Below are 12,230 nucleotides of genomic sequence, written 5' to 3' on the forward strand. Positions count from 1 at the left end.
CGATGCAACATAACTTATTGATTAATGGGGAGCTGGTAGCGGGTGAAGGTGAAACGCAGCCTGTGTACAACCCGGCAACGGGCGCGGTATTGCTGGAGATAGCCGAGGCGTCTCCTCAGCAGGTGAACGCGGCCGTGGAGGCGGCCGACCGTGCCTTCGTTGAGTGGGGGCAAACCACGCCGAAGCACCGTGCGGAATGCCTGTTAACGCTGGCGGATACCATCGAAGCGCATGCCGAAACGCTGGCAAAGCTGGAGTCATTAAACTGCGGTAAACCATTACACTGCGTACTCAATGATGAGATTCCGGCCATTGTTGATGTTTTCCGCTTCTTTGCCGGTGCGGCACGCTGTCTCAATGGCCTGGCGGCGGGAGAATATCTGGAAGGGCACACGTCCATGATCCGACGCGATCCGGTCGGTGTTGTTGCCTCTATTGCCCCGTGGAACTATCCGCTGATGATGGCGGCCTGGAAACTGGCTCCGGCGCTGGCGGCAGGCAACTGCGTGGTGATCAAACCGTCCGAGATCACGCCGCTCACCGCGCTGGCGCTGGCTGAACTGGCGAAAGATATCTTCCCGGCAGGCGTGTTGAACGTGCTGTTTGGGCGAGGGAAAACCGTCGGCGACCCGCTGACTGGACACCCTAAAGTTCGTATGGTGTCACTGACCGGTTCAATCGCTACCGGGGAGCATATTATTGCGCATACTGCATCCTCGGTAAAACGCACGCATATGGAACTGGGCGGGAAAGCGCCGGTGATTGTCTTTGATGATGCGGATATTGATGCCGTGGTTGAGGGCGTGCGCACCTTCGGTTTCTACAATGCCGGACAGGATTGTACCGCCGCTTGTCGCATCTATGCGCAGAAAGGGATCTATGAGCGGTTAGTCGAAAAACTCGGCGCGGCAGTGTCCAGCCTGAAAATCGGCGATCCGAATGATGAGAGTACTGAACTGGGGCCACTGAGTTCGATTGCCCACCTTGAACGTGTTAGCGCGGCGGTAGACAAAGCGAAAGCGCTGCCCCACGTCAAGGTGATCGCCGGCGGTCAAAAAGCGGAGAGGAAAGGGTATTACTTTCTGCCAACGCTGTTAGCGGGCGCAAGGCAGCAGGATGACATTGTACAGCGTGAAGTTTTCGGCCCGGTGGTGAGTGTGACCGCATTTGATGATGAAGCCCAGGTGCTGGCGTGGGCGAACGACTCACAGTATGGGCTGGCGTCCTCCGTGTGGACGCAGGATGTCGGCCGCGCGCATCGCGTCAGCGCACGGTTGCAATATGGCTGCACCTGGGTCAACACCCACTTTATGCTGGTAAGTGAAATGCCGCACGGAGGGCAGAAACTGTCGGGATACGGCAAGGATATGTCGCTGTATGGGCTGGAAGATTATACGGTCGTGCGGCATGTGATGGTGAAGCATTAAGGGCAGGGAAATGGCTGATTTTATTCAGCCATTTCCTTTATAGATATCTGAATCATTGTGTTTTAGCAATCAGCGCCAGCACTTTGTCCGTAAGTTTTTCCTCATAACCATCCTGCTCCGGATGGTTAAACTTAACCAAAGGAGCCGAACTATTTTTTTCCTCATACAGACTTGCTACGTAGCCTGGGTCGCCACTCATCTTATTAATTACATGCGTTAATACGGTGATAGCAATCCCGGATGCCTGAAGATCAAGCCTTAGATCAGCAAGCGTTTTCTCAAGGGTTTCAATGCGTTCATTTAAATCAGCCATTTGGTCTCCTGGTTATCAGGACGGAATTAAATATTTTCGCAAGTATAAATATTCAGTGTAGATTAATGAGAGGTATGCTTTCGCAGGAAAAATCTGATTAATATGGTCGTGTCAGCTTAATGATGAGAATAACTGTATAAAGTTAATGAGGTGTCATCCCTGACAGATATTCCAGCCGGAAAACGCTTACGCGTAACCGTTGAGGTTGTCTTCGCCGTTTTCCGGTGAAAACCGGATTACGTCCATGAATATGCTTCTACTCGAGATAAAGACGGTAAATCTTAACTGTTAAGGTAGGGCAGACATGCCGCGGCATCCTGTGGATGTTCGAAGCTCATCAGCCAGTTTCTGGCTTTGACGATAGACTGTATGCGCTCATTCGTTACGCAGCCAGCTTCCATCCGGGATAGCTGCATGATGAGTGTATTCAGACTAATTTCTCTCTCGCTAAGTGCAAGCGCGAGGGCAGCCTCTCCAATAACAATTTGGCCTTTTTCGTCGTGTTGAATAGACAATGATCAATCCTCCATTTCACGTTGATGAAAACCTCAAGATTAATTCTAGTTTAATTTTTCGCGTGTAAATTATTATGAGAATTTTCTCTTTGAAGGATTTTCTGAAGATTGAGAATTGCAGGGTGTTTTATTATTAAATTAGCACTTAATTTAAAGGCCCATTGCTGGGCCTGGCTATTATTCCGGGCAGCGATAAACATTGCCGGATAATGTTACGTTGGTCTGTTCAGAAGAACCTGTACCACCATAAGCACTGCCTGTTTGGCCCGCTCTCTGGGTAATGATTGCCACCACATTGCCACCCATATCTACGGCTTTATTTTTCAGGTCATTACGCGCGCCAGTTTCGAGATTACTGTTCGATGTCCATCCACCTGTAAAGAAGTTACCCTGACTTCCCGTTACATCGCCCAGAAATTTACACTCACGGCCTGGTTCATTATTTGTCACTCTGACGTGGGCCGCATTACTTTGTACACTATTTGCACTACACCCGGCCAGGCTGATGACAAACAGAGCTATCATTTTCTTCTTCATTACTTATTATCCAGTTGCGATTTTTCTGATGCAGACTAATCCAGTTTTAATTAATAATCAATGTAAGCAATTAATATGAGTGGACCGCACTGATGTATCAGGAATAAATTCATCTGACATAATTTGTTTCTCTTGGTGATTATTCTCATGCTGGCTATTTGCATGCGGAGGGCTACGCTTAGAAAGGTATCCTGAATCGGGAGGGGTTATGTTAACTCACTCTGAAGCGAAACGCTGGGCAGCGGTGATGCTTAAATCGGCATTGTGTGACGGTATGCAGACGGAAGAAATATCGCGGCAGGTGCATCTGGTATGCGACCATCATGGCAAAGAGTGCCTTGAGGAACTCATTGAGGAAATCTTAAAAGAGGCGGGACGGCTCGGGCCAAAACACAGCTCTGGTGAATTAGTACATCACTAACAAACCTGGCATACACCGCCTTCGGGCGGTGTATTTTGCAATCCCCAGAACGATTGGGCTGGGCAATCATATTGATTAACGACCGCCTGGGCCACCTTGACCATTGCCTGGTCCGCCTGAATGTTGGCCACCATGCCCGCCAGGGCCACCGTGTCCACCCGGTCCCCACCATGGTGCGCAACCGCTGACGGTTGCCGTCGCCAGAATAATGGCAAAGATCATCGCAAATTTTTTCATAACGCTTCCTGATACATTCTTCAATTGAACGCGGCATGTATAACACAGGTCTATATATCAGGATCGCAACGAGCGGTAATCTTCACAGAATCTCCCTGATTGCTGGTTCTTCAACCGTTTCTTCAGCGTTGAAAGCCAGGATTAACGCCAATGAACAGTACGGCAGGTCCGCTTTCAGACTGCGGGAGTAGAGAGAAGAAGAGGTAATATTGCGTCGGGTGCTTGAGGCTATCTGTCTCAGGCATTGGCCAAAAGGCAGATAGAAAAAAGCCCCAGACATATTCAACGTCCGGCAAGACGTTAAACATTAATCTGAGGCCATATCTATGCCTAGCAACATAAGATTAGCCTCTTACAGACCCTCGGGTCAAGGAGAAGCAGGCTATGAAACGGCAGCGTTCGGGCTTAATTGCCCTGGTTATCATCTGTATCACCGTGATTTTTGCGGTGTTGGCGATGCGGAAGGATCTCTGTGAGGTCCACTTCCGGACAAACCAAACGGAGGTTGCTGTTTTCACCGCGTGTGACTCTAAACAGTAAGAGACAAGGCGGGGAGTTATCCCCGCCAATCTCATGTGCAGGCAGGTATCTTCAATGCACCCTTTTTTTTGAGTTTTTGAACAAGCAGCCATAAAAAACCTCCGTTTTTTATCCATCGCACGTTTTATCGTCGTTTTAGCCGTTTACATCAAAGAATCGCCCCATCGCTCTGGTTATGTTGGTTTTTCTGCCTGAAACATTACCTCAGGTTATGGCTTCGTATTGCACAGGGGATACTTACTGATGGGTGCTAAACCACTAACGCTTTCTTTGGACGGGCAGGCGCCAGTAATGCTGGACCGCGTGTCAGCAACGCTTGGGCACGATGGTATGGACATTCGGGCGCTGAACCAGTCTGGTTTATGCGGCTTTGATCCCGGTTTTTCTAACACGGCGGGCTGTCAGTCAGCGATTTCCTACATCGATACGGATAAAAGCATTCTGCTACACCGTGGTTATCCGGTTGAGCAACTGGCCAGTCAGTGCGATTTTCTGGAAGTGGCTTACATTTTGCTGGAAGGCCATGCACCGGACGAATCCCGTTATCAAGCCTTTCGGCAAAACATTACGCGACATACGCTTGTGCATGAACAGATGTCAAAGATGTGCAGCGGTTTTCGTCGCGACTCGCATCCGATGGCGCTGATGTGCGCCATGGTGGGGGCGCTGGCGGCGTTCTATCACGATGTGCTGGATGTGGAAAACCCTGAACACCGGGCGCTGGCGGCGACGCGATTACTGTCAAAAATGCCGACACTGGCGGCAATGAGCTATAAATTTAGCATCGAACAACCCGCGCAATACCCGCGTAACGATCTCTCCTATGCGGGCAATTTCCTGCACATGCTGTTTGCGATACCCGCGGAGAAATATCAGCTTAATCCGGTGATTGAACAGGCGATGAACCAGATTCTGGTGCTGCACGCCGATCACGGCCAGTGCGCGTCGACCACAACGGTTCGCGCGGCGGGGTCATCGGGAGCGAATCTGTTCGCCTGCGTGGCGGCAGGACTGGCCTCGTTGTGGGGCCCGATGCACGGTGGTGCGAATGAAGCCAGCATGCGCATGCTGGAAGAGATTGAAACGGTCGATCAGGTACCGGCGTTCCTTCGCAATGCGAAGCGAGATCCGCAGGCGTTCCGCCGTTTGGGGTTTGGTAACTCGCGTTACCGCAATCTTGATCCTCGTGCGACGATCCTGCGCGATACCTGTCATCGTGTGCTGAAGGAGCAGGGCATGTCTGACAGCCTGCTACAGGTTGCGATGGCCCTCGAAGAGGTGGCGTTGACCGATCCCTGGTTTGTTGAAAATGGACTGTCGCCGAGCGTAGATTTCTACACGGCGGTGATCCTGAAAGCGATGGGCCTGCCATCTTCCATGTTTGTGGTGGTGGCTGCGGTGGGCCGTACGCTGGGTTGGGTGGCACACTGGAACGAGATGCATCAGTCCCCGCTGACTATCTACCGTCCGCGCCAGATTTATACCGGCGAAACGCAACGGGATTATGTCTCCCGCCGCAGCAGTAAATAGTCGTAGAACGCCTTCTGCCAGGCAATGACAGAAGGCGTTCGATTTTATGGTGTCACAATATTGAACCAGAACTCGAATTTATCCATATAACTTAGCATCTGATCGAGTTTTGTACTGTCTCCCGTAATATTCACTTCACCCTTCGTCTGGGCTTGCTTCAGCGTCTCTTCTTGCAGAATAATTTTATTCAGCGTCGTGCGATTCAGTGTAATCGTCGCATCCGCATTATCTGCCTGTACGTTCGCTGTATGATTCAGCACCCCGTTTTCAAGCTCCAGTTTATATTTACCGCCATCGTTTCCTAAATCGACATTGAAAATGGCTTTCGCATTGGCGGCTTTTTCACCATTAATATGGACCGCGAGATAATCAAAGAACATCTCCGGGGACATTGCCCGCACCGTATCCGGGCTGGCGGTATTTGGCGTTGGGCCTTTCACCACACCGTTACGCAACTCCTGCGCGCCGGTGAGGTAGAAGTTACGCCACGGGCCTGATTCGGCTTGATAACCCAGTTGCTCCAGGGCATCCGCTTCCAGATGACGGGCCGCCTGATTATCTGGGTTGGCAAAGACTATTTTGCTGGTGACCTGTGCCACCCAGCGATAATGACCCTGCGCATAATCGGCTTTCGCTTTCTGCATAATCGCATCGGCACCGCCCATATACTCAACAAACTTTTTCGCCGAGGCTTCAGGCGGTAATTCATCGAGGGTTGCCGGGTTGCCATCAAACCAGCCAAGATAAAATACATAGGTGGCTTTCACATCATGGCTAACGGAACCGTAATAGCCACGGCTTGCCCAGGAATTAGCTAACCCGGAAGGGAGTTTAAAGTTATCGGCAATTTCATCACGCGTAAGCCCTTTATTTGCCAGGCGTAATGTCTGATCGTTGATATAACGGTACATATCACGCTGGCTTTTCATCAGATTAACGACGTTATTATTACCCCATGTCGGCCAGTGATGCTGTGCGATGATAATCTCAGCATCACCGCCCCAGCGGTTGATAACATCATTAATATATTTTGACCAGGCCAGAGGATCACGAATTTTGGCGCCGCGTAAAGAGTAGGTATTATGCAGGGTATGGGTGACATCCTCAGCAGCTTCAATCATTTTTTTCTCTTTTACGTACCACAACATCTCAGAGGGCGCTTCAGAACCGGGAGCCATCATAAAGTCATAGATCAGGCCGTCAATATTCTCCTGTTGTCCGGTTTCAGTAATATAATTTGTTGGCTCAATCAGCGTAACTGTACCGGCTGATGTCGTGGTGCCTAATCCTGCACCAACCTGACCTTTAACGTCCGGCTTCAGAAGATTACCGTACATATAGCTGGCCCTGCGGCTCATGGCATTCCCGGCCATAATGTTTTCGGATACGGCTTCTTTCATAAAGCCGGCTGGCGCATAGATTTTAACCTTTCCGCTGGCAACATCAGCTTCGTTAACGACGCCTCTTACACCGCCATAATGGTCAACGTGGCTATGGGTAAATATCACCGCAACCACCGGTTTTTTGCCCCGATTTTTATAGTAAAGATCCATCCCGACTTTCGCTGTTTCTGCCGAAACGAGAGGGTCGATAACAGTAATCCCGGTTTTACCCTCAATAATGGTCATATTCGAGAGATCAAGATTACGAATTTGATATACGCCATCGGTGACGTTAAACAGACCGCCAATATTTATTAACTGGGCCTGGCGCCAGAGGCTGGGATTGACCGTGTCAGGCGCTTTGGTTCCTTCTTTGATGAAATCATATTGCTGTGGATTCCATACGACGTTTCCTTTGTCACCGGTTATGACATTTGACGGTAATGCAGCGATGAACCCTTTATGCGCGTTGGAAAAATCTGTGGCGTCAGAGAAGGGTAATTGATTATAAAGCGCTTCATTTGCGCTTTTAGTGTATTCAGTGGCCACTTTAGTATTTTCCTGTGCCATGGCAGAAAAGGAAAATAGTGATGTTGATAGCAGACTGGTTAAAACAATATAGCCTGTAATTTTATTGAGTTTCATATGTCCTCAATGAATGGTTTATTTTGATAAATAATAGTGATTACAATACCTTCGTGTTATTGAAAGTCAGTAACCATCTCAGTGTGTGAGTTAATTGGTTTAAGGTGTTCAATAGCCATAAGAATATCACTGTCGAGAAAAACGGCATAACGTTAGATTGTTTAAAAATAAACGTTGTACCTTTTAAAAGGTATAGCTGTAGTTAGCACTTAAAAATAGAATTGAAGGACGCGTAAATTCCCCTTTGATGGCGGGTGTAGAGACTTTTGCCGATGCCATTTTTAAGTACTCTACTGCGACACCAATGTTACTGTTCGGCGTAATTTGATATTGCCCGCCAATACCCCATCGCCAGGCCTGCCCTGATGGCATGGTCAACGCAGTATCGCCTTGTGTGCGATAAAAGCTGCTGTCCCACGCGACACCGGTATTCAGTCGCCATTTTTCGTTCGGCCTGTATTGCACGCCTAATGCGGTATGCCAGGTATCCTTTAGTCGATTATTATGCTCAACCGGGTTGCCATTGACGGCTATTTGATTAGTGTTGTAGGCACTCCAGTCCTGCCAACCAAGATTACCCATAACGGACCATTGGCTATTAACATCATGCACCAGACTAAACATAACCTGCTGCGGAGCATTAACCTGTGCAGACATGGGCAGTGTGAAGTCGGCGGTATTACCAGCCTGTGGCAGTCGGGCGGTGGCGTTAATTGAAAAATGGTAGTCGGTCTTACTTTGCCACGTTAGCCCCGCGCGAGTTTGTTTCGTGATGTCGAACAACATACCAAGGCGATAATTCATCGCCCAGTCGTGGTCAGCCTGGTTTTCATCCTGGCCATCAACCTGACGCGTCAGGGAGAGGTAACCGTAATTGATGCCGGGTGCCAGGCCAACTGAAAGACGGTCATTCACTTTCCAGGCCACAGCAGGGCTAATGGTCAGCCCGAGTAATGTACTTTTACTGATTAAACGCGAACCCGCCCAATTGCCAAAATCCAGCCCCAGACCATAATTGCCGTACATACCTATTCCGACGGTGACATCGTTATTTATTCTTTGCGTATAAAATGCACTGGCTCCTGGAAACCATCCGATAATATTGCCCGGGCTTTTTCCCTGTAGCCCGGCATCGTTGTCCATTCTGTAATTTGCATCGCCATAAAGCATCTGTAAGCCGCCAGTAACCATACGGTCGGGTAATCGTGTCATTCCTGCGGGATTAGTGGCGAGCGTTGAAGCATCCTGCGCACGAGCCGCTTGCCCGGCGGAAGCTAAGCCAGTGTCTTCAGTGGCTATCTCATAAAGATATAATCCTGCGGCGTGCGTAGGGCAGATAACGGCTATGCAGGTTAATAATAGAATGTTTTTTTTCATCGTATTTTGCTGCCTGAAAATTTTGTCAGTGTGTTGTGACGGGGGTAGGGAATGGCGGGTATCACAAAAAGATTTACATCAGTATAGGTTGAACACGGATTTGAAGGTGAACTGAATTTGTTTAAATATAAATTCTGCCCGCCTTCAGCAGCGTAAGGGATAATGCCATTTTTAGTGCATTGCACTGAGATAGCGGTAAGCTATACTCCAGTCATTATTATTATCAGGAATCACAATGAATATATTGTCTCCCGTTCGACCAGAGGCCAGTATACAACGCTTGACGGCAGCCCTGGCCCCTGTCGCTGAAAGCGTAAGTATTCCGCCACGCAAGCGTATGACATGGACGCATAAAGGCAAGCAACAACTCTATATTTTTATGGAGGGTGAGCTCTCTATATTGCGGGCGTCAGATGGCTTGCTGATTGTTACCGTCTATGATCCGCATCTTTTTGGCATCGCAGAAATGATCCAACCGGTTCGTGGACATATTTTCCGGGTTGAAACCGAATCGACAATGTTGCGCGTCGATGCAACAAAGGCTACCGAGATTTTTACTAAAGAAGGTCTGTGGGCGGACGTTGCGGCATTACTTTCCTACCATACGGCATATCTTTTTTATCGGGATGCGCTGGTGGTGCAGCAGCGAACATACTCTGTCATCCGAAGCCATTTACTGGAGATGATTCTGTTACCCGATGCTACGCGGATGCGCACCTCTATCCTTGAGTATATTCAGGACCGTACGCTTTTATCGCGCAGTAGCATTTTGAACGTTATTTCCGCATTGAGTAAAGGTGAATATATCTCATTTAAAAGAGGGGGTTATCTGACGGCGGTTAATAATCTCCCGGAGAATTTTTGATAGCCTGTGCATCTTAATGATGAGGCGTGTTGAGCCATTGTCCAAAAATAAACAATAAATAGATTATCAGAGTGAGATTTTGGATTTATTGTGAGCGCACTTAAACAGATACAGCATTAATTTAAGCAAGCTCATAACGGGATATATATGAAAAAGACTCTCATTACTCTGATTATCGTCAATGCGTTTACGGCCTCAACGGCTTTTGCAGCGGCGGATGCGGGTACCTGGTACGGTGGCACTAAATTTGGGTGGTCACACTATTTTGACTCTCATACCGATCAGGAACAGGGCGATAACGCGCACAATGGCGATCAATTTGATTTTGATCGTGATAACGTGGGCGGCGGCGTCTTTACCGGTTATCAGATTACACCGTGGTTAGCGGTCGAAGGCGGATATGATTACCTGGGGAATATGCAAATTCAGGGTAATCATGGTGCGTCCGGGGCGAAAATGAAAAGCCAGGGCTTACAAATGTCGCTTAAAGCCAGTTACGGGTTAACCAGTAAATGGGATATTTATGGCCGGGCAGGGGCGATGGGGTATCGTGCAGAGTCTGATATCGGTGGGCACAATCGCTTTGAAACGGGCGTCAGACCGCTTGCGGCTGTCGGTACGGAATATGCGTTTAATAAAAACTGGGCAGGGCGCTTAGAGTATCAATGGGTCAGTAATGTCGGGAATGCTAATCAGATTGGCGTGAGCAGCGATGTCAGTTCGGTAACGGCAGGTATTTCATACCGTTTTGGTCAGCATGATGATGAATCTGTTGTTAATACGCCGGTTGCCGCACCGTTGCCTGCGCCTGAACCACAGCAGTTTACTCTCAAATCTGATGTGCTGTTTGGCTACAACTCAGCTCAGCTTTCTGCGCAAGGGAAAGCCGCAATCAATCAGCTTTACCATGCGCCGGGTGTACAGCCAGCCAATGATAAAACGACAGTTGTGGTTGGTTATAGCGATCGTATTGGCAGTGCCAATTACAACCAGCAGCTGTCTGCACGTCGCGCCCAGTCCGTTGCCGACGAACTGATTGCCCAGGGATTCCCGGCACAAAATATCTCAGCTGAAGGGCGAGGTGAAAGTGAACCCGTCACCGGAAATCGTTGTGACGGGCAGTCGGGTAATCAACTGATCACCTGTTTGTCTGCGGATCGCCGGGTGGTCATTAATATTGCCGAAAAATAGTCATCGCCAATGTTAATCCCGGTCTGAAATGACAAAACGCCCCGGTGATCGCGTCACCGGGGCGCTATCGGTTATGGTGTTGCCTTTAAAGGGATTAGCGTCTTCTTTGGGTTAATGCTCACGCCAGGCTCGGCGGGCGTGATGAACCAGGCCATGAGCGGGTTAGTGCTGATTTATTCACGCGCGCTACGCAAAGGCGATGTCATTCGAGTGGCGGATAACGAAGGTCTGGTCAGTGAAATCGGTATGCTGGCGACAAAAATTATCACCCGTGAAAATTACGTAGTGACCGTTCCCAACGCGGTGGTGGTGAGTGGGAAAATCACTAACCTTAGCGTGCAGAGTGCGGATGGTGGTATCAACTTAACCGTGGGTGTGACGATCGGTTACGACACGCCCTGGCGTCAGGTTCATGCGATGCTGGAACTGGCGGCAAAACGGGCAAAAGGGATTGACCTGACTATCGCGCCACTGGTGCGCCAGTTGAGCCTGATGGACTGGTATATTGCCTATGAACTTCAGGTGCGATTGCAGCCGGGCCAGTCCCTTGCCGCCGCCCGAAACGCACTGTTTAGCAATATTCAGGATGTCTTTAACGAATTCAACGTGCAGATTATGTCGCCAAACTTTGTGATGCAGCCTGAGAGGACGGTGATGGTTGCCAAAGAGAACTGGTACATGCCGCCTGCTGCTCCGCCTGAGGGCAGCAAATAGCGGGCAAATTAAATTCCTCTACACTTCAACGCGTTTTTCTTTCTCCGTGAAAAGTGGCTTGATTCATTCCTGAAATCCATAATACTGTATATAAATACAGTATGTGGTGTTTACAGTTATGATGTACAAACTTGCAGAACAACGCGAGAGCGTAATTACGCCTCTTTTCAGTGACTTAGTGGCATGTGGTTTTCCCAGCCCGGCACGCGACTACGTTGAGCGCGGTATCGATCTCAACGAGTTTATGGTGGCGCACCCCAGTGCGACCTATTTTGTCCGCGCGGCGGGTGATTCCATGATCGACGCCGGTATCGGCAATGGCGACTTGCTGGTGGTCGATAGCGCCAGAACTGCCGGGCATGGCGATATTGTTATTGCCGCGGTTGATGGCGAATTTACCGTCAAGCGCCTGCAACTGCGTCCGATCATCCAATTGGTGCCCTGTAACCCGGCATATGTGCCTATCCGCATCAACGAAGATGTGCCGCTGGATATCTTCGGCGTGGTGACGTTTATCGTGAAAGCGGCCTGCTGAT

Annotated in this window: 13 protein-coding genes and 1 pseudogene; 8 read left to right on the plus strand and 6 right to left on the minus strand. The window is 49.4% G+C overall.

All coding sequences use genetic code 11. The features are described from left to right. Positions 1-2 precede the first annotated feature (2 nt). Positions 3-1,427: an aminobutyraldehyde dehydrogenase gene (gene patD, locus NMC31_RS09020; protein WP_253897689.1), complete on the plus strand. Its 1,425-nt coding sequence runs from the start codon at positions 3-5 to the stop codon at positions 1,425-1,427. 52 nt (positions 1,428-1,479) lie between these two features. Here the strand turns inward: patD and NMC31_RS09025 are convergent, their stop codons facing one another. The 3 genes from NMC31_RS09025 to NMC31_RS09035 all read right to left on the minus strand — a co-directional run bounded on the left by NMC31_RS09025 (position 1,480) and on the right by NMC31_RS09035 (position 2,792). After that, the gene (locus NMC31_RS09025) at positions 1,480-1,740 is read right to left on the minus strand and encodes a hypothetical protein (RefSeq protein ID WP_253897690.1); all 261 of its coding nucleotides are present in this window, start codon (positions 1,738-1,740) and stop codon (positions 1,480-1,482) included. Positions 1,741-2,021: 281 nt separating this feature from the next. After that, positions 2,022-2,255 (minus strand): hypothetical protein, encoded by a 234-nt coding sequence (locus NMC31_RS09030; protein ID WP_253897691.1) that lies wholly within the window; start codon positions 2,253-2,255, stop codon positions 2,022-2,024. A gap of 177 nt (positions 2,256-2,432) precedes the next feature. Next, a complete protein-coding gene (locus tag NMC31_RS09035) occupies positions 2,433-2,792 on the minus strand; it encodes a DUF4156 domain-containing protein (protein ID WP_253897692.1) in 360 nt (119 codons plus the stop codon). Positions 2,793-3,000: 208 nt separating this feature from the next. Between NMC31_RS09035 and NMC31_RS09040 the strand changes: the two genes are divergently transcribed. Beyond that, the gene (locus NMC31_RS09040) at positions 3,001-3,213 is read left to right on the plus strand and encodes a hypothetical protein (RefSeq protein WP_149465146.1); all 213 of its coding nucleotides are present in this window, start codon (positions 3,001-3,003) and stop codon (positions 3,211-3,213) included. 75 nt (positions 3,214-3,288) lie between these two features. On the opposite strand, the gene NMC31_RS09045 is transcribed toward NMC31_RS09040, so the two are convergent. After that, entirely contained in the window at positions 3,289-3,450 is a 162-nt protein-coding gene (locus NMC31_RS09045) for a hypothetical protein (protein ID WP_188016914.1), read from the minus strand. Between the two features lie 384 nt (positions 3,451-3,834). Between NMC31_RS09045 and NMC31_RS09050 the strand changes: the two genes are divergently transcribed. Then, positions 3,835-3,990 (plus strand): Hok/Gef family protein, encoded by a 156-nt coding sequence (locus NMC31_RS09050; RefSeq protein ID WP_149465145.1) that lies wholly within the window; start codon positions 3,835-3,837, stop codon positions 3,988-3,990. Positions 3,991-4,233: 243 nt separating this feature from the next. Next, positions 4,234-5,520 carry a citrate synthase gene (locus NMC31_RS09055; protein ID WP_253897693.1) on the plus strand — a complete coding sequence of 429 codons (1,287 nt, stop codon included), beginning with the start codon at positions 4,234-4,236 and terminating at the stop codon, positions 5,518-5,520. 44 nt (positions 5,521-5,564) lie between these two features. Here NMC31_RS09055 and NMC31_RS09060 read toward each other — a convergent pair whose 3' ends face one another. Further along, entirely contained in the window at positions 5,565-7,547 is a 1,983-nt protein-coding gene (locus NMC31_RS09060) for an alkyl/aryl-sulfatase (RefSeq protein WP_253897694.1), read from the minus strand. Positions 7,548-7,730: 183 nt separating this feature from the next. Then, positions 7,731-8,924: an OmpP1/FadL family transporter gene (locus tag NMC31_RS09065; RefSeq protein WP_253897695.1), complete on the minus strand. Its 1,194-nt coding sequence runs from the start codon at positions 8,922-8,924 to the stop codon at positions 7,731-7,733. A 235-nt stretch (positions 8,925-9,159) separates the two neighbouring features. On the opposite strand from NMC31_RS09065, the gene NMC31_RS09070 reads away from it, so the two are divergent. The 4 genes and pseudogenes from NMC31_RS09070 to umuD all read left to right on the plus strand — a co-directional run bounded on the left by NMC31_RS09070 (position 9,160) and on the right by umuD (position 12,229). Further along, a complete protein-coding gene (locus NMC31_RS09070) occupies positions 9,160-9,789 on the plus strand; it encodes a winged helix-turn-helix transcriptional regulator (RefSeq protein ID WP_253897696.1) in 630 nt (209 codons plus the stop codon). 147 nt (positions 9,790-9,936) lie between these two features. Further along, complete coding sequence (gene ompA, locus NMC31_RS09075) at positions 9,937-10,980, plus strand: porin OmpA (RefSeq protein WP_253897697.1); 1,044 nt, start codon at positions 9,937-9,939, stop codon at positions 10,978-10,980. A 78-nt stretch (positions 10,981-11,058) separates the two neighbouring features. Further along, positions 11,059-11,694: pseudogene (locus NMC31_RS09080) on the plus strand (mechanosensitive ion channel family protein); the annotation flags it as partial. A 118-nt stretch (positions 11,695-11,812) separates the two neighbouring features. Then, positions 11,813-12,229, plus strand: a complete 417-nt coding sequence (gene umuD, locus NMC31_RS09085) for a translesion error-prone DNA polymerase V autoproteolytic subunit (RefSeq protein WP_149463832.1) — start codon at positions 11,813-11,815, stop codon at positions 12,227-12,229. Position 12,230: the final 1 nt, after the last annotated feature.

The organism is Pseudocitrobacter vendiensis (genome assembly GCF_943590815.1).
GTDB classification, from domain to species: domain Bacteria; phylum Pseudomonadota; class Gammaproteobacteria; order Enterobacterales; family Enterobacteriaceae; genus Pseudocitrobacter; species Pseudocitrobacter vendiensis.